Origin of the sequence: Methylobacter svalbardensis (assembly GCF_037671525.1) — a bacterium.
GTDB classification, from domain to species: Bacteria; Pseudomonadota; Gammaproteobacteria; order Methylococcales; family Methylomonadaceae; genus Methylobacter_A; species Methylobacter_A svalbardensis.
The window spans coordinates 90,969-114,099 of record NZ_JAWPOH010000002.1 but is presented as its reverse complement, the minus strand read 5'-3'; the positions used below and the strand labels follow the sequence as shown (position 1 = coordinate 114,099).

Below are 23,131 nucleotides of genomic sequence, written 5' to 3'. Positions count from 1 at the left end.
GGTAGGGTACGCATCGCGTACCGTTTTACTACACCAAGATTAAGATATGTGACGGGCTTTACGCTGATTGAAGTTTTGATCGCCATGACGCTATTAAGTATCATGGTGGTGTTATTGTTCAGCAGCTTGAGAATTTGCGCCAGAAGTTGGGAGCTGGGAGAAAACAAGATAGCCGAAGTGAATGAAGCCGCAGTCGTTTATAACTTTTTTCAGCGGCATTTATCCTCGGCCATCCCTTTATGGGACGATTTTACCGCCAGGGATGGGGGGTATGCCGCAAGCCGGCCGGGAGCCGGCGCGGCGATCGCCAGGGATGGTACGAATGCCGCAAGCCAGTCCGGAACTGGCGCGACGACTAAAAACAAGGATAAAATTTTCTCTTTCCAGGGCAAAAAACAGTCCTTGCAGTTTGTCTCGGTTTTCCCGGCAAGTGCCAGGAGAACAGGTATGCAGCTGTTTTCAATAGAACCTCAGCAACAAGATGGCGAGCAGGATATTAAGGTGACTTTAACGCCGTTTTATCCGGTGGCCGAGGGTGAAGAATGGCATCGGGAAGAGGTGGTTTTATTAAGAGATGTCAGTAATTTTACGTTGGCTTATTTTGGCGTTGATGATTCAGGTGTAGGGGTTTGGCAGGATGAATGGTTGGAAAAAGACGCTCAACCCCGATTGGTCAAAATCAGTATCAATACTGGCAATGGCATTTATTGGCCGGACATGATTTTCGCGCTTAACGTGGCAGGCGCAGGCGTTGAAACCAATACGGCAAATGATGCCGTATCGTCACCGGATAGCAATTGATCAGGCAAAAGGGCTTCGCCCTGGTTCTGGTTTTATGGGTGTTGAGCCTGTTAACTATCATGGCCGGGAGTTTTGCTCTGAGTATGCGGCGGGAGGCGGCTATTGTGACTGGCAGCCGTACTAATGCTCAGGCTATGGCTGTTGCAGAATCGGGTCTGGCGATTGCCGAGCTGATGTTATTGAATCCCGATCAGCGTCAACGCTGGCATACCGACGGCAGTATTTACCAAATTGATTATGCAGAGTCTAAAGTCCGAATTCGGTTGTTAGCTGAGACCGGAAAGGTGGATATAAACAGCGCGGATCAGATACTGTTGCAAGGGCTTATAGCTTACGCACCTGTGGAGACTGAGGCACAAACCAAGCTGGTCAATTCGATTCTCGATTGGCGTGATACGGATGATCTGGTGCGCATAGAGGGCGCGGAGAAAAAAGACTATAAAGAGGCGGGATTAAGCTACCAGCCCCGCAACCAGCCGTTTCAGTCTATTGAGGAATTACAGCTGGTATTGGGCATGGATGAACAGGTCTTTAAGTGGCTTGAAGGCCTGGTCACGGTCTACTCGAAACAGCCCAAGGTTGATTTGACTCAGGCGGCCAAAGAAGTTTTGCAGGTGTTGCCGGGGATGGATGCCGGATTAATAGACGGCTATATTGCAGCCAGGCGGGAAAGCGCGATAAACGGCTTGCCGGCCCCGGCAGTTCCGGTAGTCTCTAATCCAGGCATGGCGGCCGGGCAAACGGGTCAGAGCACGCCCGCAACAGCTGTCAATGACGGGACAGAACAAAAAGGTGCGATTACGGTTGTTATCGAAGCGCTGCTGGATGATGGCACAACGGCCATTATCAAGGCGCTGATAAAAAAATCGGATAGTCAGGCGTCGACGCCGTTTCTGGTTTTAAAATGGCAGCGCAATACCGACGACGATGGTTCCTTATTTACAGACGAAAAAGATGATTTACTAGTGGGACAGTATGCCGAACCTGAATTCAACAATTAATCTGGATGTTAACAAGTTCTTCCGCTGGTGGCTGCGCGAACTTGGCTTTCTGGTGCCTGAAAAAATCAGACAATTGGTTAACGAGAAACAGGGTTTCATTATCGTTCGTCCCGAAGGCAATCAGTTAGCGCTGACTTATGTGGCGAACGAGCTAGCCGAGCCTTTGGCAATACTGGAGCGCAACGCATCGGGTATAGCGCAATATAAAGCCTTGCTGGCCAAAGATGAAAGACTGGCTAAAGCGAATTTAATACTCCGGCTAACAGCGCAACAGGCTATTCAAAAGGAGCTTGTCCTGCCGGCCGCCGTAAAAGGAAACCTGTTCCAGGTTGTTACCTATGAACTTGATCGCTATACGCCGTTTAAGGCGGAACAGGTTTATTTTTCGGTTAAACAGCTGGAAGCTGAGCATGAACCGGGGCAAATTCGAGTCATGCTGGTGTTAACGCCCCGAGAAATGCTTGATGCGCTGTATGAAGACGTCAAGGCTATGGGTATGTCGCCGCTATTCGTTGATTATGAAGCGATGCCAAATGATCTTGAGCACCGCTATGAGGGCTACAATTTATTACGGGATACCCTAAGGGAAAAAACCGCCAATACACCGCGCCTGATTTATTCGGGGCTGATTGCGGCGGTATTTTTACTGCTGGCTGCGGTGCTGGTGTCGCCGGTCTGGTTTGAATATCGGACGGTCAACGCCTTACAGGAAAAAATCGATACCCTAGAAAAGGATGCCAAGGACGTTAAGGCCTTGCAACTGGAGATCGATGCGATGATAGACGAAACGCGACTATTGATAGCCGAGAAAAGTGCGGCTCCGACAGTAGTCGATATGCTGAATAGCTTAAGTGCGTTAATGAAAGACGATACCTGGTTGTCCTATGCGCAATACTCGGACGGGCATCTGCAAATACAGGGCGAGTCGCCCGCCGCTTCAGCATTAATCGGCGTTCTGGAAGACTCTGAATTGTTTGCCAATGCCCGGTTCGTCTCACCGGTCACCCAGGATAAAATCAGCGGACAAGAGCGCTTCCAGATTACTGTTGATGTTACCGCGCCCGTCGCGCAGTCGAAACAGGGAGGCGCAAATGACTCAAATCAAAAGTAAGCTGATGCAGCGATGGTTGGCAGTAGTCCTGCTGGTTGCGGCAATACTGATAGTCGGTTTGGTTGTCATCGTGCCGGTGGTTAACAAAGGCCTGGAGTTGCACGAAACCAAAAATAATCTCGTTTTCACGTTACAACAATACCGGCGGATTTTGGCAAGAAAAGACGCTGTCATTGCAAGCATGAGCGCCATAAAAGAACAGCATCAACAGCGCGGGCTTTTGAACAGACAGAGTACCGGCGCTTTAGCGTCCGCCGAGGTTCAGGAGTTCATTAAAAAAACCATTGTGGAGGCAGGCGGGCAATTGAGCAGTACTCAGGCGCTTCCTCTTAGTACCAAAAATGAATTTAGCCGGATAACCGTCAGCGTAAGGATGACGGGCAATAGCGAAGTGTTGCGGACGGTACTGTACAAGCTGGAAACATCAACCCCGCTGATTATTATTAATCAAATAGACATAAGGCCGATGCGCGGCGTAAGAAGCAGGACAACGCGCCAGATCGAACCGAGCAACGAATTAAATATCAATTTTCAGGCCGTTAGTTTTATGCGGAAGCAGCCGGAATGAATACTAAACTCATAAAATTGCTGGTATTTATCTGCATCGGCCTGTGCTTGATTATTGTCGGGGAATGGGTGTACGCAAGTCATGCACGACACCGCTTGCTGGCCTCGATAAGCGAGGTAAAACTGCAAGACTACAAGACAGATGAGTTACCCGAAATAGAACTGACAAAACTGCCGAATGACAGTTATGCCGATCTGGTTGCCAGGCCGTTATTTATTAAAGGCAGAAAACCTGTAGATGAGCCGAGTTCTGCAGCAGAGCAAGCGGGCACCAAATCGGAAAGTTTTGATTGGGAGTTGACCGGAGTTTACGGTACCCAAAAAAACGTATCGGGACTATTTAGCCGGTCTAAAGCAAGAGTTGCCAAAGACAACTTTCGAAAAATAACCGTAGGGGATGAGATTGACGGATGGAAACTGACTGAAATAAATAAGGACAGGGCTATGCTCAAACAAGGCAATAAAGAGAAAGAACTGCTGCTCCGAAAACCAAAATTAAAAGCATTGCCACAAAAAACAAACGGCGCAATACCGGCTACGCCAGTTCCTGCTCCGGCTACACTTGCACCTGCACCTGCTCCTCCAGCAGACACTACTGAAGATACACCGGAAGGTAACGACAATGACTAATGTTAAAAAAATGACAACAGCTTGCTGTTTGGTGGTCGTAGGTTTGACACTGTCAAGTTGTGAATTACTCGGCCCCAAGCAGACCGCCAAATTACCGTTGACGCCGGTGAAAAAGGAGCAAATCGATGTGGTTTATGACGAGCTGCAAAACAAAGCACCTGTTACTGAAACAGCGCAGACCAAGCCTGAATTGTTTCCCGGTACCAATAGGTTTGTACCGGACACGACCATGCAGCATAGAAAAACCAAAAGGGGAGGCGAAGGCACCTACAGCCTGAACTTTGATGAAGCGGATCTTGGCGAAGTGGCCAAAGTTATCTTAAGCGACATACTGGGGCAAAACTATGTGCTCAGCCCCAAAGTGGCAGGCAAGGTCACTTTGCAAACCACCGACCCCCTAAGTAAAGACGAGCTAATCCCTACGCTTGAAATGCTGTTGCGCATGAACAATGCGGTGCTGATTAAAGATGCCAGTATTTACCATATCGAACCTGCCAACGAAGCCCTGTACAGCTCCAGTTTTGCGGCGGCCGGTGCGACCGGCAGGACGGGCTTTCAAGTCAGAGTTATCCCGATCAGAAATGTCGCCGTACAAGACCTTATCGATGTGATCAAACCACTGGTGCAGGAAAAGACCATACTCAATGTTGATGGCACCCGCAATATCCTGATCGCTTCCGGCACCCCGGATGAATTGGCGCGGGTCATGGATATGGTCAGCACCTTTGATATCGATGTGTTGAAGGGGCGGTCATTCGGCTTGTTTCCGTTGACGCATGTTGATGCGGAAACCATTATTAAAGAGCTGGAAGAGGTGTTTAATAAAAAAGCCAAAGAGGATGAATCTGACTTTTTTCGCTTTATCCCTATCGAACGTTTGAATGCGGTCATGGCGATCACTCATCAGGCCCGGTATTTAAGGGATATTGAAAGCTGGATTACCCGCTTGGATCGTGCCAATGCCGCTTCCGGCGGCGGCGTTAATGTCTATAAGGTTCAGCACGTTGATGCCGTGGAACTGGCAGATACCTTAAATGAAATTTTTGCCGGTGCGCAAAAAAAGGACAAAGCGGCAAAGCTGGCGCCGGGATCAAAAGCGGTTGAAATAAGCAGCAAAAAACAGACGGATACCCAAAAAACAAGCGCCGGTAATGCCCAAACCGGAGACGCCAAAGTGTCCAATGTCGGCGAGGTCAGAATAATCGCCGATGAAGCCAATAACTCGGTCATTATTGTCGCCACCGCTCAGGAGTATGAAGCGATCCGGCCGGTTATCAATCAGCTGGATGTGATGCCGTTGCAGGTGTTGATTGATGCAACCATAGCCGAGGTGACTTTGACTGATGAATTGGTATATGGCATCCAATGGTTTCTTCAAGAAGGCAATACGAGTATCGGTAGCGGCCTAGGGAGAGCTTCACTTAGCGATATTGCCGTTGCAGGCGCTGCGGCCTCGGCAACAGGCGGGCTGAGTTTGTTGCAGAATTCAGGGTCTATTAAAGCCTTATTAAGTGCGCAAGCCACCAATGGCAATGTCAATGTAATTTCCTCTCCGTCGTTGATGGTGTTGAACAATCAGGAGGCTAATATCCAGGTCGGTGACGAAGTGCCGTTAAGAACCTCCCAGTCATCTCCTATTCCCACAACAGGTGACCCTGTCAATGTCAATAATCTTCTGCAAACCAGTTCCATTCAGCAGCGTAAAACCGGGGTTAAATTAATGGTTAAACCCAGAGTCAACGCGAACGGTTTGGTTATCATGGACATTGAGCAAAGTGTCGAGAACGTTAAAGAGGGGGGTAGTGGCAGCAACATTGATTCGCCTACGATAGCAACACGGGAAATCACCAGTTCCGTTGCGGTGCAAAGCGGTGAAACTATTGTTTTGGGCGGACTGATTAAGGATGACAACACCGATAATAAATCCGGCATACCTTTTTTGCATGATCTGCCGTTGATAGGCCCGTTGTTTGGCGCCACGACTAAAAAGAATAACAAAACTGAATTAGTGGTGTTGATTACCCCGCGCGTGGTCGGCACCCGGCAGGATGCCCGGCTGATTACCGACGAATTCAAGCGCAAATTGACCGGAATTTATCAGGATAAAGCCGTTGTTTCGGAAAGTTCAACCGTAGAATAGCGGATAAAAAATGATCAAGTATGTCGCCTAAAAGCGCCTGCAATAAGTTTGCGTATTATGCAGGAGCACAAACCGGGTGCATTGTGCCCCGGTTTGCCGGTTATTTTAGAGCGTAGTGACTTCAGTACCCTTGCCGATTAACACCACATCGGCAGGACGCATCGCAAAAATACCGACGGTAACTACGCCGGTAATGTTGTTGATGATTTGTTCCAGTTTGATCGGATCGACAATATTCATATTATGCACATCGAGAATCTCGTTGTGATTATCGGTAATAAAATTTTCCCGCCACACCGGTTGACCGCCTAATTTAACCAGCTCTCTGGCAACATAGCTTCTGGCCATCGGAATGACTTCAACCGGCAGTGGAAATGCACCCAGCACATCGACGCATTTGCTTTCATCAGCAATACAGACGAATTTCCTGCTGGCAGCTGCAATAATCTTTTCGCGAGTCAATGCGCCGCCGCCGCCTTTAATCAGGTATTTGTGCGGATTGACTTCGTCGGCTCCGTCCACATAAACATCCAGCGTGCCCACTGCATTTAAATCAAATACCGGAATGCCGATTTTTTTTAAGCGTTCGGTACTCGTGATTGAACTGGAAACGGCTCCCTCAATATCTGCCTTAAAATCGGCCAAACAATCGATGAAGTGATTAACGGTAGAGCCCGTGCCCACGCCGATTATGGCAACATCTTTAATATAGTGTAAAGCGGCTTGAGCCACTTTTTGTTTTAATTCATCTTGAGTCATGAAGCTATCCTGATTTTCGTTAAAGGTAAGTAAAGTGTGTGTGATAATACCGTAGAACCCAAGATTACTCAGCTGATTTTTAACAAAAATAAATTAAAGCCGACATGTTCATTCTGCACAGCTCCAATAAAACCGAAAACCTGGTTGCTCACCTGACCGCAGTCATTAAAAACGCGCCGCTGGCATCGCCTTTTGCCAAGGAAGTTTTTTTGATTCAAAGTCAGGGCATGGAGCGGTGGTTATCGCAGCAGTTAGCCAGTCAATTTAAGGTCTGGGGCAATTACGAATTTTTATTTCCGGGCAAGTTTTTTAGCTTCCTGGCGCAGAAAATCGACAGCCGCTTAAGCGATGCGGCTTTTGAGCGTAATTTGATGCTTTGGCGGATTGAGGCATTGTTGCGCAGACTGAACGGAGAGGAGTTTTTGCCGTTAACGCAATACCTGTCCGGCGAAAATATCGCCTTAAAACGCTATCAGTTAGCCCAGCAGCTGTCGCAGATTTTCGACCAGTACCAGATGATGCGACCGGATATGCTGGCGGCCTGGCAAAAAGGGCAGTTGCTGTATCAAACTGCAACCGAACGCTGGCAACAAGCGCTGTGGCTGCAAATAACAGAACAGACCGGCAACCGGCATCGGGGTTCATTATGGCTGGATGTGATCGCCAAGTTGAATGCTGCAGAGCAAGGCACGTTTAGTCGGCAATTGCCGGAGCGGATTTCGGTGTTCGGACTGAATACCCTGCCGCCGTTATTTTTGAGTTATTTGGAAGGCCTGTCCAAACATTGCCAGCTGCATCTTTTCCTGCTCAATCCGGCGCAAGATTTTTGGGCTGATTTGGCCACCAAAAGACAGCGAAGCAGCGACGAAAACTTTAGCGGGCATCCGTTGCTGTCAACATTAGGCCAGCAGGGACGCGAGTTTCAGGAGATGTTGCTGGAACAAGTACAGTTCGATTTCGAGCCGGAAAGCTTTGAGCCTAGCGAGGCGCACAGCAATCTGCACCGGTTACAAAACGGTATTTTAAATAACCTGCTGGACGAGCCGATTTTGCAACAAGACGACTCGATCAGCATTCATGCCTGTCATTCCAGAATGCGCGAGGTGGAGGTATTGAAAAACCAGTTGCTGCAAGCGCTGGAAAACGACCCGACGCTGGAGCTGCGCGATATTGTGGTAATGGCGCCGGATATTCAGGTATACGAGCCGTTTATTTCCGCTGTGTTCGACGATATTCAACACGCCATCGCCGACCGAAGCTTGCGTCTTAGCAACAACGCGCTGGACGCCTTTATCCGTTTTTTAGACTTAAGCCAAAGTCGTTTCGGTTGGCAGACTGTGCTGGATTTGCTGGAGCAGCCGGTGGTGTATCCGGGGTTCGGTTTGTCCGAGGTTGACCTGGATTTGATCAAACACTGGGTGCAGGATACCCATGTGCGTTGGGGCAAGTCGGCACAACACAAACAGGAACTTGGACTACCCGAACTCAGCGAAAACACTTGGCAGGCAGCATTGGACAGATTGCTGATGGGTTATGCGGTAGGTAGCGATCAGGATTTTGTTGCCGGCGTGTTGCCCTACCGGGATATTGAAGGCTCCTCGGCGCTGGCCTTGGGCGGCTTGTGCGATTTTATGCAGCTGTTATTCAAAGCCGGCAAGGAACTCAAACAGGCGAAACCGCTAAAAAACTGGAGCGCACAGCTTTATTATTATGCCGACCAGTTATTGGCGATGGCGGAACCGGTTGAACGCCAGCAGCTTAACGAACTGCTGGCGGAATTGTCCGCCGAACTGGCCGCTGTGCATCATGATGACGTCGAGCTGCACGTGGTAATCAGCTGGCTGGAAGGTATGGTCGCCGAGCGCAAATCGTCCAACGGCTTCTTGCGAGGCCAGCTGACCTTTTGTTCGATGCTGCCGATGCGCTCGATCCCGTTCAAGGTGATTGCCTTGTTGGGTATGAATGACGGCGAGTTCCCCAAAATCGACCGTCATCCGACCTTTGACTTGCTGGCGCACAACTTTCGCAAAGGCGACCGCTCGCGCCGTAGCGACGACCGCTATCAGTTTCTGGAAATCCTGCTGTCGGCCAGACAGCAGCTGATTATGACCTATATCGGCCAGTCGATCAGCCACAACGACGCCATTCCGCCGTCGGTGGTGATCAGTGAGTTGCTGGAGGTTTTGCAGGGTGGCGGCGAGCTGATTACCCGACATCCCTTGCAGTCGTTCAGCCGGCGATATTTTGACGGTTCAGCCGGTTTATTCAGCTTTTCAAAAGCCGATTGTGAAACCGCCAGCGCTTTGTCCGCTAGAGATGAACGGTCGATCAATCCTGCGAGTTTGTGGTGGCAAGGAATACTCCCAGAAGACACCGTGGAAGTCGAAGTGATTGAACTGAATGAGTTGTTCAGTTTTTTCCGGCATCCGCAACGCTTTTTTATGCAACGACAACTGGATTTTCGCTTTACCGGTATGGAAGCCGATGCCGAAGAACGTGAGCCGTTCAGCATCGCCAAGCTGGAGGGTTATGCCATTTATCATGAATGGATACACGAGGCGTTAAACGGCAAGTCGGTAACGGTAAAAAAACTGCAAGCGCAAGGACGGTGGTTGGCGGGCGTACCGGGTGAGCTGGAGTTCGACCGGCAACAGAGGGTAGTTAATGACTTTGTCGAACGAATAAAGGCCAAAAATCTGGGTGCGCCTTTAGACGATTTGCCGGTAGACATAACCCTGAGTTCATATCGTCTGGTCGGCAAACTCGGCAACATTTATCAGCAGGGTAGCCTGTTTTATCGCTATGCAGATCTAAAGGGTAAGGATTTTATCTGCGCCTTGCTGCACCACCTCCTTATTAACCAAGTTCAAGAACAATCAACGATTTTACTCAGCACTGATGAGGATATGGTTTTGTTGCCGGAACATTGCCAACCGGATCATCTGACTGCATTGATAGATATATACCGGTTAGGCCGAAAACAGCCCGATGCATTTTTTGTGGAGCCGGCTTTGGCGTATATCAAACAGGCTTACAAACTGAAAACCAGCAGCCGGGCCACAAAGTCGGCGCTGGATACGGCAATCGAGCAATTGTCCAGAGCGGTAGAGCAACCCTACGAGCCGGAACTCGGGCGGCTTTACGGTAATGTAGCGGATATGGGCTTGGTGTTGGGCGAGTCGTTTGAGCGGCAATGCCAGAGTCTGTTGCAGCCGGTTTGGGATGCGCTGCATTAATAGCCAAGCATCATAAATCCCGCTACTACCAAAGGCAAGCGGGGTCAGATCTTGCGATCACGTATTGCAGCTTCTTGAGAACTACAAAGAGGATTCTCATTGGTAAATATAATCTCGCCGTGTATAAGGAACTGCTGCCTGAATGAGCAAGATGTCTGCCTTGGTTGCTTTCGCAGCATTGATGAAATTCTTCAGTGGAGCAATGCAACAGAACAGCAAAAGCAGAAAATAATAAACTTGGCAAATGCACGAAAAATTGATTATCGACTTAAATATGAAAATCAATGAGTCAGTGTCGTTGATTTTGGGAAACAAGGGCAGAGTAGAGAATTGGCTCACACAAAAGAAGGGGCAGGTTTTTCATTGTGCATTAGATGTTGGTCTTGCATGCACGTGGCTTAACATTGCGATGCTTTGATATGACGGCGAATTTCGGGTTTTCCCATCACCGGATGCCGATAGGTTGGGCAACAAAAAGCTGTTACCCAACTTACGCGACTGCAATCGGTTCGGAAATGCAACGCATTAATCAATCTGTCTAACGAACTTTCTGCTTAAGGATGAGTGCAGGCTTCGCCTGCAAGTTATACGGCAAGCAGGCCGAACAAGGCAGTTAACGCCAGCTCAGATCCGAAATGGCATCCATAACCATTCCCGTTCCAATCGTGATTAACAAAATGTCATTCGCCACACGCACATAACGGTGCCGGGGAGGAGGCGGTCCCAGCTGCATAAGGATCGTCTGCGGCAGATCGTAGTAAACGACGTTACGAGGTAGCTGTCGACCTAGAGTCCACTGTTTTGCCTGTCCGGGAGGCATGCAACCGTTGTGTTTTTTAGCGAGTCCTGGCGGACAGCGACCGCTACGGAACTGTCCGACATAGTAGTCATGGATCACGGCTCGATGCTGGTCACCGAAATAGCGCTGTTCTCTAAAGCCATCCGAGCTTTTTCTAGACAATGACTGATCATCGTGATCTCGGTCACGGCTACTACCTTTTTGGCTTTTTTGCTGCTGATGTTTTTCGGCTTTACCATGATCGCCCCGTGAAGGCTTGTCGGCAAGAGCCGAGCCGGCCGCCAACATTCCTGCGATAACAAAGGCCATGGTTCGACTTATTTTTAAGGTAAATTGCTGCATGTTCCACTCCTGAAAAAAATAACATTCGTTCACTGCTTGCTTACACATAATGCGCACAAAAATTGATGTCTGCCATCGCATTGTTGCACAACTTAAGCCGACGTGTCAGATTCCGTTATTGCGGGTTCAATCCCTCCGCTAATTAACGTGGTAAATGAGTCCAGGGCTTCCTCAGTGCTTAGGTTTGAATGGTTACCTGGTACTGACCAAAAAAAGCCGTACTAAACCGTACAATACGGTCGGCAGTGGCTTGTGGCGATACCTGCATGCCGAAAGACGCATTTGCCGGCTTGGGTGTTTTCGCTGAGTAGTTTAACGGTTGTTCTGATTTAATTTCCATGAACAGGCTCCTAATCAAATATGAGTTCTAAAGTTATAAGTATCTAGTTTTTTGTCAAAAGAAACTAAGCGCTAACATCTGGTTAGCGGCTGTTAACGTTCGGAAGTTTAAATCACAGCGATTTTTGTGCGGCAAACAGCACGCACATATGCCGATAGGCCAGCCATTTCAGGCTGGAAAATAACAGCAAGGTAGGCACGGCGTAAGCGATAGCAACACCGGTTGAACCGTAGCGAGCCCCCAGAATAAAACTCAGGGCTATCATGCTAAGCGCAGCCAGTGACATTAAACTAACGACTAAACGATTGCGCCCCATAAATTGCAAATAATACGGCGAGTCGGAAAACAGGGTGCTAAATGCGGCTCCGAATGTGCTGATAAATAAAGCCTGATAGCCTTGAGAATAATTGGCACCAAACAGATCAATTATTTCCTGTCCCCAAATACCGATAATACTCAGGAAAACTGCGATGAAGCAGGCAATCAAACGCATGCGTTTACCCAGTAAAGCCTTGATAGCACCCTGATCGCGACGCTCGAGTAAAACTACCAGCATCGGCAGATAATAACGATTGGTCGAGGTGCCGATCAGAGAAATCAGGGCTACTGTGTTCATCGCAACAGCATACGTCCCGACTTCCGCCTGTGAGGGATATAATATTTCCAGGATGATAATGCCGCCGCTGGTGAGCAAGGTCATCATTAAGCTGCTTATCAACAATGGAAGCGAGTTTTTCAGCCACCAGCGCCGACCTTTTGAGTTGGCTTTTGCCTGTCTAAGTTCTCTTGGACTGGCAGCTCGCGCCGTAATCAGCATTAGTATCAGCGTCAAACACCAGGCCGTGCCAAAACACAGCACCGCAGAAACGGCGGTTACCTTAAGCTGAGCATAGGGTAAAGCGATAATCAACAGCAAAAATACTGAAGGCAGAAAAAAACGATACAAAGCCAAAGCCAGGATTTGTACACCGTAGACAGTAATGACTTCAATCAAAAACAAACACAGCGCAATCACCGGCAAAAAGCCGGCGTAAATGACAATTGCGATGTGAAAATCAGCCTCTTGCAAGGCCAAAAAGGTTTCCAATCCCAAGCCGAGTATGCCCAGCAACAGCATGCTGAACAGAAAGATAGCCCGCATTGAAAACAGCAAAAATCCACGCAGACGCGGCCAGTTTTCGCGCTCGATATACAGGGCGATCAGACGCAGGGCGTACTTTTCCAGTCCCATGGTTGCCAGCGTCGACAGCAGCGTGACAGTGGAAATAGCGACACTGTAATCACCAAAAGCGTCGATAGCCAGATGTCTAGCCAGAAAAATATTAGCCCAATACATCAGCGCATAATTACACAAGCTCAAGCCAAACAGCGTCATGGAACTGAAATTAGTGGGTTGGACAGAAAATTTTGGGTTCAATATAAATCCATTAAATTGATGGGTAGTGTTTCAGGGTCGGGATGTGAAAAGGCCCGAAGCACATTGTTAATGATGGTTGTCTAGTGATGCCATATATCTTAAGTGTTAATTCGTTCATTCAGCACCACTAGAGGCTCTTATGTGTGTATCTTTTCTTTACCGTATAAATCGATGACTTCAACCGTAATGTTGTCATTCGGTGCGGTGACTAGAAAATCCTCAATTGTTTCCATAATGACATGATCGATAAATTTGGCTTTACTCGCAGTAATGCTGCTGTTTGCCTCAATGGTATTGCGACCAAGAACACCAGGATTCCGGAAGGAATATCATATTTAGATGACAGTAGTCGTATTGAGCGTATTTGTGTATCGCGTTAATAATCCTTTAGTTCTAAAGAGGGCGTACATTGATGCCCCGGGTTATTCTTGAAGGGGTAGTGAGTCTTTGGCAGGCAACCGTTAAAGGCCATCATCCTAGCCCCTTAAGCTTTCAATAACCTTTCACAATCTTTCGAGTACGTCATGTTGACGCAACGGCTCATTCTAGCTACAGATTTTTTGTTGTTGAAAAGAGAATAAGTAACGTGCTGTTTTTTTTACTAGGAATCACAATAAAGCCGAACAACGAGTTTTGGGTTGTTGTAGATTTGCAAATTATTTGATGAGTTGTTGCTCTGTAACAAAACTGTAACAAAGCTGTCATTAAGCTGTCATCTAATTTTCTTATTCTTGCCCCGACCTTTTCGACAACAACCAGAGCAAAAAATGAAAATATCTAAACTTACATTGGCAATCGCTACCGTTTTAGGTGCGAGCGTTACATCCGGCGCTTTTGCCATGGATCTTTATGTAGATACCAAAACCAAGCAAATTTTTGCAGAACCGGGCCGTGGACGGGAACTGATGGGTGCTTTCGAGAAGGTTCAAGATGCTCCTGCGAAAGTAGCTGAGAAATTAGATGAAGCGGAAATTAAAGCTATTCGCGAAGATTTGGCCTTAAAAGATAATGCGATTAAAGCATTACAAGAGCACAAAGAAGAATCTACGGGGCCGAAATCAGTGAATCTCAAACTGAATGAAAAAGGCATACAGTTTGAGACGGCGGATAAAAACTTTAACTTCAGATTGGGTGGCCGTATCCATGCCGATGCCTCATACAGCAGCGATGATAATTTGGTTAAAAGAGGCACAAGAACGCATGTTGAAGCCAATGACGGCACAGAAATCCGCCGTGGACGTATGGAATTTTTAGGCGTTTTCTATAAAGACTGGGAATTTAAAAGTCAGCTTGATTTCGCCGATAATAAAGCGACGGTTAAGGATATGTTTGTGCAATATAACGGCTTAAATGTTGCGACTCTTCCTTTAGCGATCACTTTCGGTCAACAAAAGCAGGCATTTAGCCGTGAGCTGCAGGAAAGTTCGAACGATATGATGTTTATGGAGCGCTCGTTAATGAATGTGCTTAACGAACCGACCGTGGATCGTGCGATCGGTCTGAATATCGCCAGTCTCAACAAAAACTGGACAGGCCAAGTCGGTATTTATGGCGATACAATTACTCCTAATGCTGAAAGTAATAAAGCGGACGAGGGTTGGGCAATTAACTCCCGTTGGACGTATGCGCCGATCAATGAAAAAACCAAGGTTATACATTTAGGGGTCGCCGGTAATTACAAGGCTCCGGACGCTAAAGATCAAGTCAATGACAGCGATTTAAAGTATTCCTATGAAACTTCTCATATGTCTAATCTGAAACTGATTGATACCGGACATATCGCCAACATTAACAACATCAAAATGGTGGGACTGGAAGCTAACGGTCTGTATGGACCTTTTGCATTGGGCGGTGAATACACCCATACCTGGCTTGATCGAAAAGATGGCGCTAACAATATGGAGTTTGATGGCTGGTATGGAGAAGCCTCATGGACAATAACCGGCGAATCGCGTAAGTACAAAACAGGTAAATTCTATAAAGTGGAGCCTAACAAGAATTTCAGTTTGAAAAATGGCGGATGGGGCGCATGGGAAGTGGCGACGCGTTATGCGGAAGCTGATTTAAACAGTGGTGCTGTTAACGGCGGACAGATGAGCAATCTTACTGTTGCGCTCAACTGGTACGTAAACAATAATATCCGCTTTATGGCAGACTACAATAAAGTGTTAGATATTAGCCAGTCTCCATTAACGACGGTTAGCGGTGGAAAGCCGGATAGTCTGGATATGTTTATGGTTCGCGGACAATTGGCATTCTAAAGCCCGTTTTCTAAGCCGTTACATTAACTAGAAAGCCGTACTGATTTATCAGTGCGGCTTTTTTTATGCATAAGATTTCGTATATGATGGCTTGTTTTTAGGATGGTTAAGTTGTTAAACATCACTCCAAATTTTTTGTCATCAGCGAGGTTAGCATTGAAAATTAGTCGCATACTTAAATGGGCACCGGTTTTATACTTGGCGGGATGCACATTGGCTCCTGTTAACTCCACTAGCCATTGGACTATAGAGCCGGTCAGCCACTATGATTCTGGGTATAAAAAAGGCACAGAAATCGTCAGTGTGCAGCAATCCACGTTGCGGGCGGTGCTCAGCAACTTCGACAGTGGCGAAGTGGATGTACTGGATGTCAGTCATCCTCAGCGCGTACACAGAAAAGCCCGTTTCAATCTTAAGCTGAGCAAGAACGAAGAACTGACTTCGGTTGCCTTTCATCCTTCGTTGGATATATTTGCAGCGGTTATCGATGCCGGCAACAGTCCCGGCAGGTTGGAGATTCGTTCGGCAACGACAGGGCTGTTGGTGGATCGTATCGTCGTCGGCTTTGGGTCGGATGCGGTGGTTTTTTCCGAAGACGGCAAGCTTGCGATGATCGCCAATGAAGGCGAAGATTTTTTGTTTGAGCCGTCAAGCAAGCAATTTTTTACCCCGGAAGGCAGTGTTTCAATCGTGCGGCTGAGTCAATCCGGGCATATTGTGAGCCACAAAAACCTGGAGCTGGCTAACATGACCAATCAGGAGGGTTTTGTCATCACCGAAGGCGGGCGCTTCCTGGAAAGGGAAATCGACTGGAATGGCGATGGCATCATCAGCAAGCGCATGGATTTCGATGGTAATGGAGTTATTGAAAATAAAAAAGTTACCCTGGGTTATTTTGAAGGACACGATGTGTTTGGTACCGAAACAAAGGGCGAAAAGAAAATATTCATTCCGATAAAAAACCGTTCGCCAGCTTTATTAGAGCCGGAATATATTGCCATTACCCCTGATTCAAAAAAAGCCTATGTAACCTTGCAGGAAAATAATGCGGTGGCGGTGGTGGATTTAGTCAACGAGCAGGTTATCAGCTATTACGGCCTGGGCGTGACGGAACATAAAACCGATGCCCGCTATGACGGCTGGATAAATTTTGATGACTCGATGGCGGGCTTGCGTGAACCCGATGGAATTACCACGGTGGGCAATGGCCGTTATTTTGTCACCGCCGATGAAGGCGACAGCGATTCGGATATTTCTATGCCAATGGACGGCCAGCCGACCGGCGGCGGTCGTTCGGTCAGTGTTTTCGATGCGGCGACAGGAGTCTTGCTAGGCGATACCGGCAACCAGCTTGATGAGTTTGCCTTCGCTAATAAAGTTTACCCGGAGCTTCGCAGCAACAAAAAAGGCTCGGAACCGGAAATGCTGGTTGCTTTCGATCTGGACGGCATACCGTATGTTGCCGTTGGCATGGAAAGAGCCGGTGCGGTTGAATTGATTTCCTTGGCTGACCCTGTTCATCCTAAAGTCGTCGCTTTGGGCAAGATTAGCGGCGATGAAGACAAGTCGCCCGAAGGCATCGCCCATTTTGTCGTGGATGGTGAGCATTATCTGCTGACGGCCAATGAAATGAACGGAACGATCGAGTGTTTTAAAATCGTTCGGCAAGGCGCTGATTAGGGATGCCGGAATAAAAAGCCGCACCGGGTATCCAGTGCGGCTTTTTTGTAATGAGTCCTAACACGCGGGACGGGGTTTGCAACCCCGTTCCTAACGTTTGATGCTGCCGTTATCTTTATGCCATGCGAGAAACCCTGCGGAAGAGGAAACATACCCGCATACCGGCTTCTGATACAATTGCTCACGACCCAATTAAAAAGGAAGCGCCATGCCGTCCCGACGCGTAGCCGCCGAGCTTAATGCCGGAACTTACTATCTCACTCTAACCGTTCAACGTTGGTATTATCTGTTTGACCGTTATAACCGCTGGCAGATTATGTCCGATTCGATCCGTTATTGCCAAGACAACAAAGGGCTGGAATTAAACGGTTATGTTTTTATGTTGAATCATATCCATCTCATAGTTACTTCGCCGGATATGGCGGGATTTTTACGGGACTTCAAGCGATTCACTACCGCTAAATTCAAGACCAATCTCGAAACCACGGAGCCGAGTGTTTTGAAACTGTTTGTTGACGCACAGGGAAGTTATCGGTTTTGGATGGAAACTAATGCCCCGAAGAAGATCGAAAACCCTGCTTTCTATCTTCAAAAGCTTAACTATATCCACGAAAACCCGGTACGAAAAGGTTATGTTTACCGCCCTGAACATTGGCTTTGGTCATCGGCCAACCCGGCTTCGCCGCTCCTTATCAAATTGCTTGCAACATGATGCACCACGCTGGACAGCTACCCCGTCCGAAACGTTTTGCGTTGGTTAAGTGTAGCCGCTTAGCTCAGACATCGCAGAAACGTTAGGAACGGGGTTGCAAACCCCGTCCCGCTTGGTAATGCTTTCTTCAACCAAGACTGACGACCCATTCCTCATGGACGCCGCAAGCACTACCTACGCTCCTCCGTTCTTCAGCCAAGCGACCAGTTCCGGCTCGGTAATATTACCTGCCGCCAACTGTTCAAATATCCGCACTCGATTTTCCGGTGTACCTGGCATATCGTTATCGTGCAGTTTTAAAAATAATCGGGTAACAATGTATGCAGTGCGCTTGTTTCCATCGTTAAACGGGTGGTTACGCGCAATGCCAAAACCATAAGCCGCCGCTAAAGCATATAAATCATTTTCGCCATAAGCATGTAGGTTTTGCGGACGAGCCAGAGCGGAATCCAATAAGCCTTTATCTCTAATGCCGGACAAGCCGCTATGTTCCGCCAGCTGTCGTTGATGAATAGCCAATGCTAATTCTGCGCTAATCCATTGCCAGGACATTTACTTTGCCAGAGCTTTTAAGATGTCACGGTCTTCACGCATGATGTCTTCAGCGACACTCATTTGTTTAGCAAATTCTTCGTTGTAGGGCGTTAATTTATAACCGTCTTCTGTTTCCGTTAAATACAGTTTATCGCCCTTATCGACGCGTAAACGATTAAGTACTTCTTTGGGGAGAACCACGCCTGCCGAATTACCAATGCTGCGAATCGCTAATTCCATAAATCACCTCGGGAATGTTATTACAATTGTTACCACTCAGTATAAACTATTTATTGTGATTAATGAATGAAAGCCAGGAAGACAGAGTTCGTGGTGTAAATGCCGACTGGCTATCTACAGAACCGCTATTCTCAGTCATGGCCCATTACTTTTAGCTGGGCGCGCAGGTTTTCAAGCTCTTCGATCAAGTCCAGCGCCAGTGCAATACCGGCCAGGTTAACGCCCAGATCATGCTGTAACCTTAGCGCCGAACGCACCCGCACCAGGCTGGCTCCTGAAAAACGCCATAAATGTATCTCATCCCCTTGCGGCTCGATAATGCTTTCTTCAACCAGGCTGATAACCCATTCTGCATGGACGCCGCAAGCCTGACACAATTGTTCCAATGTCAGGCTGTCATCTTCAATGACGGTTCCGGTATGTACTGGCAATAAGTCATGTGAATTCATTGGCGTTATACCCCCAGAGATAGACGCGGATTAAAATCAAGTTCTTGCTGCATTTTTTGGTAGATGACTTTGGCGTGCTCGGTGTTGGCAGACGGCAGCGCGATTTGCAGCACTACAAAAAAATCGCCCGGTGTTTTGGCCGGTAGTCCACGACCTTTTAAGCGCAGTTTTGTGCCTTGCCGGGAATTGGGCGGGATTTTCAGGTCAATATTCCCTTCCGGTGTCGGTACTTTAATTTTAGCGCCTAAGGCCGCTTCCCAAGGCGTGACCGGCAGATCCAGATAAATGTCGGTTGCTGAAACCCGATACAGCGGGTGGCTGTTAAAGGCTATTTCAAGCAGCAGGTCACCGGCTTTGCCTCCGCCCGATCCGGGGTCGCCCTGACCTGACAGGCGTATGTGTTGTCCGGGTTTAATGCCTTTGGGAATTTTGATGTTCAGGCTACGGTGCTTGACCTGTACATAGCCTTGCGCATCCATTCCCGGGGTGCTGAGGGAAATATTGCGCGTCGAGCCGTGAATGCTGTCTTCCAGATCGATGTAAATTTTTGCATGACTGTCCTGCCCACGCTGATCGAAACCACGTTGCCCCTGAGCGGATGGGCGGAATCCGGCGCGACCGAATAATTGTTCAAAAAAATCGCTAAAGGCGCTGGCGTCGCCGCCGGTAAAGCCGCCGCCTTTGAATTCGAAGCCCTCATCCCAGTTTGGCGGCGGCCTGAATTCCTCGCCGGCTTTCCAGTTCGTACCCAGTTTATCGTAAGCGGCTCTTTTTTGAGGATCTTTGAGTACTTCGTAAGCCTCGCCCAGTTCCTTGAATTTTGCCTCGGCATCCTTTTCCTTGCTGACATCGGGATGATACTTGCGCGCCAGTTTACGATAGGCACGCTTGACGTCGTCCTGAGTCGAGGTTCTGGATAGCCCCATGATCTTGTAGTAATCTTTATATTGCATGTTGCCCGTCCGATGGCGTGAATTTGCCTGGAAAATTATATTTCTACATTACCATAAATCGTTTAATGGCAAGCTTTCAGCTTAGGCGACTGGCCCGATAGGCGCGCATTAAGGCGACAAATGCCAGAAAATCGTACAAGCCGTGAATCACTATGGGAATTAATAAGTTCCTGTCGCCGCTATAATCCATCGCTAAGCTTAAATAAATCCCCACTAAAGTTGCCAGCACCGCATAAAGCGGGGTCACGGCATGAGCCAGTCCAAAAATAATATTGCTGCCGATCAGGCCAGCGGTCATTCCCCAGGACGATTCTATCCAGGGCTGGATAACGCCGCGAAACAGCAGCTCTTCGGAAAGCCCTGCAATCGATGCCAGCATCAATAAATCAGCCCAGTGATAACGCTGCAAGCTGGGGCCTAAGGTTTCAAACAGCAGGTTTTTAATCTTGATTACCGAGTCTATCCGCATCTGCTCTAGGCTTAAAAATAATAAAAATAAAGGCATAGCCCCTATTACGCCGTAAGCGATGGCGGTTTCTGAAAAATGCAGGTAAGCGAAAGGGTTGATGTTTGCGACCCAGCCTAACGCTATCGCAACCGGAATCAGCGTCGCTTCAAAAGAACAGGCCTTTTTAAAAAAATCGTCGGGGTTGAACGAAGATTTATCCATGGGTTTTATTGGTGCAGTCAGCGCAGTAAGAAAACCACATTCTAATCAAAAATGGTTAAAATAGCCGTTTTGATTCATTACTGCGACTGACCCTATGCTGTGTTTTATTTATAAAAGCCTGAAAAAAGAACATCTTTATCTGTATGTCGATAAAAAAGACGACTTTTCGAAGGTGCCGGAAACGCTGTTCAACAGCTTTGGCAAAATGGAATTTGTGATGGATTTGGAGTTGACGCCGGAACGCAAACTGGCCAAGGAAGAAGCCGGGAAAGTTATCGATAGTCTGACGGCGAAAGGTTTTTTTGTGCAGCTGCCGCCGAACAATATGTCGGCGCCGTTAACTATTCAATAGTTTTTTATAATCCGATTTGTCCACGAAAAACACGAAAGACACGAAATAAAGCAATATGTTGTAATTTTTCATCCTATGGATGACGACTATGGCAGACCGGTACGCTACTCCATGCAGTCGGCAGCTTGAATATTTTCGTGCTTTTCGTGTTTTTCGTGGATCGATGCAGTCCTTTACGCTTTCGGCAAGGTAACCCCGGTCTGGCCCTGATACTTGCCGCCCCGGTCTTTGTAGGAGGTTTCGCACACTTCATCGCCGCCGAAAAACAGCATTTGCGCCACGCCTTCATTGGCATAGATTTTTGCGGGTAGCGTCGTGGTATTGGAAAACTCCAGCGTCACATGGCCTTCCCATTCGGGCTCTAAAGGCGTTACATTGACAATGATGCCGCATCTTGCATAAGTCGATTTTCCCAGACAAATTGTTAATACGTCGCGCGGAATACGGAAGTATTCGACCGTTCTGGCCAAGGCGAATGAGTTCGGCGGAATAATGCAGACATCGGACTTAACATCGACAAAGCTGTTCGAGTCGAAGTCTTTGGGGTCGACGATCGCGGAATTGATATTGGTGAAAATTTTGAATTCGTCTGAACAACGGACATCATAGCCGTAACTGGAGGTGCCGTAGGAAATGACCCGGCCGCGTTCCGAATCCCTGACCTGGCCGCTTTCAAACGGCTCGATCATGCCCTGTTGTTCCGCCATGCGGCGTATCCATTTGTCCGATTTAATGCTCATGCTGTACTAACTACTCAGTGTTAAAACGGTCAATTTTCACACAGAGATTCGATAGGCACAAGGCGAAAGGCGAAAGGCGAAAGCAACCGTGTTTTCCTTGCGCCTTTCATCCTTGCGCCTTGCGCCTGTTTTTCAGGTGTTCTGCACGACGATCTTGGGAAACTTCGTGGTGAAATCCTTGGCCTTTAACGCCAATCTTGCTGCTGTTTTACGGGCGATTTGTCGGTAAATTTGCGCAGCTCGACCGTCAGGGTCAGCAACGACAGTCGGTCTGCCGGAATCGGCAAATTGCCGGATACTTATGTCCAAAGGCAGGGAGCCAAGAAACTCGATCCGGTTGCGCTCTGCCATCGCCAGCCCACCGCCTGCACCGAAAATGGCTTCTTCGTGACCGCAGTTGCTGCAAATATGCATGCTCATGTTTTCAACCAGACCCAACACCGGCACGTTGACTTTCTCGAACATCCCTAGGCCACGCTGGGCGTCGATCAGCGCAATATCCTGTGGTGTGGTGACGATAATTGCGCCGCTGACCGGAATCTGTTGCGACAAGGTTAACTGAATATCGCCGGTACCCGGCGGTAAATCGACAATCAGATAATCCAGATTGTCCCAGTTGGTGTCTTTAAGCAGCTGCTGCAAAGCGGTGGTGACCATCGGGCCGCGCCAGATCATGGCTTGATCGGCTTCCACCAGATAGCCGATAGAAATGGTCTGTATGCCGTAAGCGACCTTAGGCATCATGGTTTTCTGGTCTTTGCTTTCAGGATAGCCTGAAAGTCCGAGCATCATCGGGATGCTGGGTCCGTAAATGTCCGCGTCCAGAATGCCGACATTAGCGCCTTCTGCGGCCAGCGCCAGAGCCAGATTGACCGCCGTCGTCGATTTGCCGACGCCGCCTTTGCCGGAGGCCACCGCGATAATGTTTTTGACGTTGGGCAGCGGCTTTAAGGCCTGTTGCACGGCATGGGATACGATTTTTACGGTCACTTCAACATTGGCATCGCCGATACCGACCAAGGTTTTCAGATGTTCTTCAACCTCGGCTTTAAGTTGAGCCAGATAGCTTTTGGCCGGATAGCCCAACTCCAGTTTTACGCTGACATTGTTGCCATCTACCGTAATGGCTTTGACCGATTTTGCAGAAACCAGATCGGCTCCATTGTGGGGGTCGATAAATGTTTGCAGTAGATCTTCTACATCAGTTTTTTCGATGCTCGCCATGCCCATGCTCCCTAGTTGTAATAAAATACGCCTGATTAATAACCAAGTACCAGACTCAAGATATGGGTTATTTTACCGATTTCAACGCACTATTGCACTTATTAGCGGCTTGATAATCACTGATTGCCTTTATTTTATGCCATAATACAAAGCTATTTTTGCCTTCGAATTGT

23 protein-coding genes are annotated in these 23,131 nt (G+C 48.1%); 12 read left to right on the top strand and 11 right to left on the bottom strand.

Going from position 1 to position 23,131, the window contains the following annotated elements; genetic code table 11:
- Positions 1-12: 12 nt before the first annotated feature.
- From RW114_RS01455 to gspD, 6 genes are read left to right on the top strand one after another with little or no spacing between them, the layout of a single operon-like run.
- Positions 13-801: a prepilin-type N-terminal cleavage/methylation domain-containing protein gene (locus RW114_RS01455; RefSeq protein WP_422614776.1), complete on the top strand. Its 789-nt coding sequence runs from the start codon at positions 13-15 to the stop codon at positions 799-801.
- On the top strand, positions 798-1,802 hold the full coding sequence (locus RW114_RS01450) for a type II secretion system minor pseudopilin (protein ID WP_340120943.1): 1,005 nt from the start codon (positions 798-800) through the stop codon (positions 1,800-1,802). The genes RW114_RS01455 and RW114_RS01450 overlap by 4 nt, the downstream gene beginning before the upstream one ends.
- Positions 1,777-2,913 (top strand): PilN domain-containing protein, encoded by a 1,137-nt coding sequence (locus RW114_RS01445; protein ID WP_340120942.1) that lies wholly within the window; start codon positions 1,777-1,779, stop codon positions 2,911-2,913. Before RW114_RS01450 ends, RW114_RS01445 begins: the two co-directional genes overlap by 26 nt.
- Positions 2,894-3,481 carry a type II secretion system protein GspM gene (gene gspM / locus RW114_RS01440; RefSeq protein WP_340120941.1) on the top strand — a complete coding sequence of 196 codons (588 nt, stop codon included), beginning with the start codon at positions 2,894-2,896 and terminating at the stop codon, positions 3,479-3,481. The genes RW114_RS01445 and gspM overlap by 20 nt, the downstream gene beginning before the upstream one ends.
- The gene (locus tag RW114_RS01435; protein ID WP_340120940.1) at positions 3,478-4,110 is read left to right on the top strand and encodes a hypothetical protein; all 633 of its coding nucleotides are present in this window, start codon (positions 3,478-3,480) and stop codon (positions 4,108-4,110) included. Before gspM ends, RW114_RS01435 begins: the two co-directional genes overlap by 4 nt.
- A complete protein-coding gene (gspD, locus tag RW114_RS01430) occupies positions 4,103-6,250 on the top strand; it encodes a type II secretion system secretin GspD (RefSeq protein WP_340120939.1) in 2,148 nt (715 codons plus the stop codon). The genes RW114_RS01435 and gspD overlap by 8 nt, the downstream gene beginning before the upstream one ends.
- 105 nt (positions 6,251-6,355) lie before the next feature.
- On the opposite strand, the gene rpiA is transcribed toward gspD, so the two are convergent.
- Positions 6,356-7,009, bottom strand: coding sequence for a ribose-5-phosphate isomerase RpiA (gene rpiA, locus RW114_RS01425; RefSeq protein ID WP_340120938.1), 654 nt, complete (start codon positions 7,007-7,009; stop codon positions 6,356-6,358).
- 104 nt (positions 7,010-7,113) lie between these two features.
- Between rpiA and recC the strand changes: the two genes are divergently transcribed.
- Positions 7,114-10,245: an exodeoxyribonuclease V subunit gamma gene (gene recC / locus RW114_RS01420; RefSeq protein ID WP_340120937.1), complete on the top strand. Its 3,132-nt coding sequence runs from the start codon at positions 7,114-7,116 to the stop codon at positions 10,243-10,245.
- A 99-nt stretch (positions 10,246-10,344) separates the two neighbouring features.
- Positions 10,345-10,533 (top strand): DUF1289 domain-containing protein, encoded by a 189-nt coding sequence (locus RW114_RS01415; RefSeq protein ID WP_340120936.1) that lies wholly within the window; start codon positions 10,345-10,347, stop codon positions 10,531-10,533.
- Between the two features lie 325 nt (positions 10,534-10,858).
- On the opposite strand, the gene RW114_RS01410 is transcribed toward RW114_RS01415, so the two are convergent.
- From RW114_RS01410 to RW114_RS01400, 3 genes are all read right to left on the bottom strand, one after another.
- Entirely contained in the window at positions 10,859-11,434 is a 576-nt protein-coding gene (locus RW114_RS01410) for a hypothetical protein (protein ID WP_340120935.1), read from the bottom strand.
- A 130-nt stretch (positions 11,435-11,564) separates the two neighbouring features.
- Entirely contained in the window at positions 11,565-11,726 is a 162-nt protein-coding gene (locus tag RW114_RS01405) for a hypothetical protein (RefSeq protein WP_340120934.1), read from the bottom strand.
- Positions 11,727-11,838: 112 nt separating this feature from the next.
- Positions 11,839-13,143, bottom strand: coding sequence for a lipopolysaccharide biosynthesis protein (locus RW114_RS01400; RefSeq protein ID WP_340120933.1), 1,305 nt, complete (start codon positions 13,141-13,143; stop codon positions 11,839-11,841).
- Positions 13,144-13,910: 767 nt separating this feature from the next.
- Here RW114_RS01400 and RW114_RS01395 point away from each other — a divergent pair.
- The 3 genes from RW114_RS01395 to RW114_RS01385 all read left to right on the top strand — a co-directional run bounded on the left by RW114_RS01395 (position 13,911) and on the right by RW114_RS01385 (position 17,796).
- Complete coding sequence (locus RW114_RS01395; protein WP_340120932.1) at positions 13,911-15,404, top strand: OprO/OprP family phosphate-selective porin; 1,494 nt, start codon at positions 13,911-13,913, stop codon at positions 15,402-15,404.
- Between the two features lie 156 nt (positions 15,405-15,560).
- Entirely contained in the window at positions 15,561-17,084 is a 1,524-nt protein-coding gene (locus RW114_RS01390; protein WP_340120931.1) for a choice-of-anchor I domain-containing protein, read from the top strand.
- Positions 17,085-17,292: 208 nt separating this feature from the next.
- Positions 17,293-17,796: an REP-associated tyrosine transposase gene (locus RW114_RS01385; protein ID WP_340120930.1), complete on the top strand. Its 504-nt coding sequence runs from the start codon at positions 17,293-17,295 to the stop codon at positions 17,794-17,796.
- 174 nt (positions 17,797-17,970) lie between these two features.
- Here RW114_RS01385 and RW114_RS01380 read toward each other — a convergent pair whose 3' ends face one another.
- The 5 genes from RW114_RS01380 to RW114_RS01360 form a co-directional block, all read right to left on the bottom strand.
- Positions 17,971-18,348 (bottom strand): type II toxin-antitoxin system death-on-curing family toxin, encoded by a 378-nt coding sequence (locus RW114_RS01380; protein ID WP_340120929.1) that lies wholly within the window; start codon positions 18,346-18,348, stop codon positions 17,971-17,973.
- Positions 18,349-18,570, bottom strand: coding sequence for an AbrB/MazE/SpoVT family DNA-binding domain-containing protein (locus RW114_RS01375; protein ID WP_340120928.1), 222 nt, complete (start codon positions 18,568-18,570; stop codon positions 18,349-18,351).
- 131 nt (positions 18,571-18,701) lie between these two features.
- Positions 18,702-19,019 carry a chaperone modulator CbpM gene (locus RW114_RS01370; protein ID WP_340120927.1) on the bottom strand — a complete coding sequence of 106 codons (318 nt, stop codon included), beginning with the start codon at positions 19,017-19,019 and terminating at the stop codon, positions 18,702-18,704.
- 5 nt (positions 19,020-19,024) lie between these two features.
- On the bottom strand, positions 19,025-19,972 hold the full coding sequence (locus tag RW114_RS01365; protein ID WP_340120926.1) for a DnaJ C-terminal domain-containing protein: 948 nt from the start codon (positions 19,970-19,972) through the stop codon (positions 19,025-19,027).
- Between the two features lie 76 nt (positions 19,973-20,048).
- Positions 20,049-20,642, bottom strand: a complete 594-nt coding sequence (locus RW114_RS01360) for a CPBP family intramembrane glutamic endopeptidase (RefSeq protein ID WP_340120925.1) — start codon at positions 20,640-20,642, stop codon at positions 20,049-20,051.
- A gap of 94 nt (positions 20,643-20,736) precedes the next feature.
- Here RW114_RS01360 and RW114_RS01355 point away from each other — a divergent pair, with 94 nt between their 5' ends.
- Entirely contained in the window at positions 20,737-20,994 is a 258-nt protein-coding gene (locus RW114_RS01355) for a YcgL domain-containing protein (RefSeq protein ID WP_340120924.1), read from the top strand.
- Positions 20,995-21,167: 173 nt separating this feature from the next.
- Here the strand turns inward: RW114_RS01355 and dcd are convergent, their stop codons facing one another.
- Positions 21,168-21,734, bottom strand: coding sequence for a dCTP deaminase (gene dcd / locus RW114_RS01350; RefSeq protein WP_340120923.1), 567 nt, complete (start codon positions 21,732-21,734; stop codon positions 21,168-21,170).
- A gap of 132 nt (positions 21,735-21,866) precedes the next feature.
- A complete protein-coding gene (apbC, locus tag RW114_RS01345; RefSeq protein ID WP_340120922.1) occupies positions 21,867-22,958 on the bottom strand; it encodes an iron-sulfur cluster carrier protein ApbC in 1,092 nt (363 codons plus the stop codon).
- Between the last annotated feature and the right edge of the window lie 173 nt (positions 22,959-23,131).

Excerpts from the sequence above, each read along its gene's own strand:
- RW114_RS01445 (WP_340120942.1), top strand. The coding sequence starts at position 1,777 with ATGCCGAACCTGAATTCAACAATTAATCTGGATGTTAACAAGTTCTTC.
- gspM (WP_340120941.1), top strand. The coding sequence starts at position 2,894 with ATGACTCAAATCAAAAGTAAGCTGATGCAGCGATGGTTGGCAGTAGTC.
- RW114_RS01435 (WP_340120940.1), top strand. The coding sequence starts at position 3,478 with ATGAATACTAAACTCATAAAATTGCTGGTATTTATCTGCATCGGCCTG.
- gspD (WP_340120939.1), top strand. The coding sequence starts at position 4,103 with ATGACTAATGTTAAAAAAATGACAACAGCTTGCTGTTTGGTGGTCGTA.
- rpiA (WP_340120938.1), bottom strand. The coding sequence starts at position 7,009 with ATGACTCAAGATGAATTAAAACAAAAAGTGGCTCAAGCCGCTTTACAC.
- recC (WP_340120937.1), top strand. The coding sequence starts at position 7,114 with ATGTTCATTCTGCACAGCTCCAATAAAACCGAAAACCTGGTTGCTCAC.
- RW114_RS01410 (WP_340120935.1), bottom strand. The coding sequence starts at position 11,434 with ATGTGTAAGCAAGCAGTGAACGAATGTTATTTTTTTCAGGAGTGGAAC.
- RW114_RS01405 (WP_340120934.1), bottom strand. The coding sequence starts at position 11,726 with ATGGAAATTAAATCAGAACAACCGTTAAACTACTCAGCGAAAACACCC.
- RW114_RS01395 (WP_340120932.1), top strand. The coding sequence starts at position 13,911 with ATGAAAATATCTAAACTTACATTGGCAATCGCTACCGTTTTAGGTGCG.
- RW114_RS01385 (WP_340120930.1), top strand. The coding sequence starts at position 17,293 with ATGCCGTCCCGACGCGTAGCCGCCGAGCTTAATGCCGGAACTTACTAT.
- RW114_RS01380 (WP_340120929.1), bottom strand. The coding sequence starts at position 18,348 with ATGTCCTGGCAATGGATTAGCGCAGAATTAGCATTGGCTATTCATCAA.
- RW114_RS01375 (WP_340120928.1), bottom strand. The coding sequence starts at position 18,570 with ATGGAATTAGCGATTCGCAGCATTGGTAATTCGGCAGGCGTGGTTCTC.
- RW114_RS01370 (WP_340120927.1), bottom strand. The coding sequence starts at position 19,019 with ATGAATTCACATGACTTATTGCCAGTACATACCGGAACCGTCATTGAA.
- RW114_RS01365 (WP_340120926.1), bottom strand. The coding sequence starts at position 19,972 with ATGCAATATAAAGATTACTACAAGATCATGGGGCTATCCAGAACCTCG.
- RW114_RS01360 (WP_340120925.1), bottom strand. The coding sequence starts at position 20,642 with ATGGATAAATCTTCGTTCAACCCCGACGATTTTTTTAAAAAGGCCTGT.
- RW114_RS01355 (WP_340120924.1), top strand. The coding sequence starts at position 20,737 with ATGCTGTGTTTTATTTATAAAAGCCTGAAAAAAGAACATCTTTATCTG.
- dcd (WP_340120923.1), bottom strand. The coding sequence starts at position 21,734 with ATGAGCATTAAATCGGACAAATGGATACGCCGCATGGCGGAACAACAG.
- apbC (WP_340120922.1), bottom strand. The coding sequence starts at position 22,958 with ATGGCGAGCATCGAAAAAACTGATGTAGAAGATCTACTGCAAACATTT.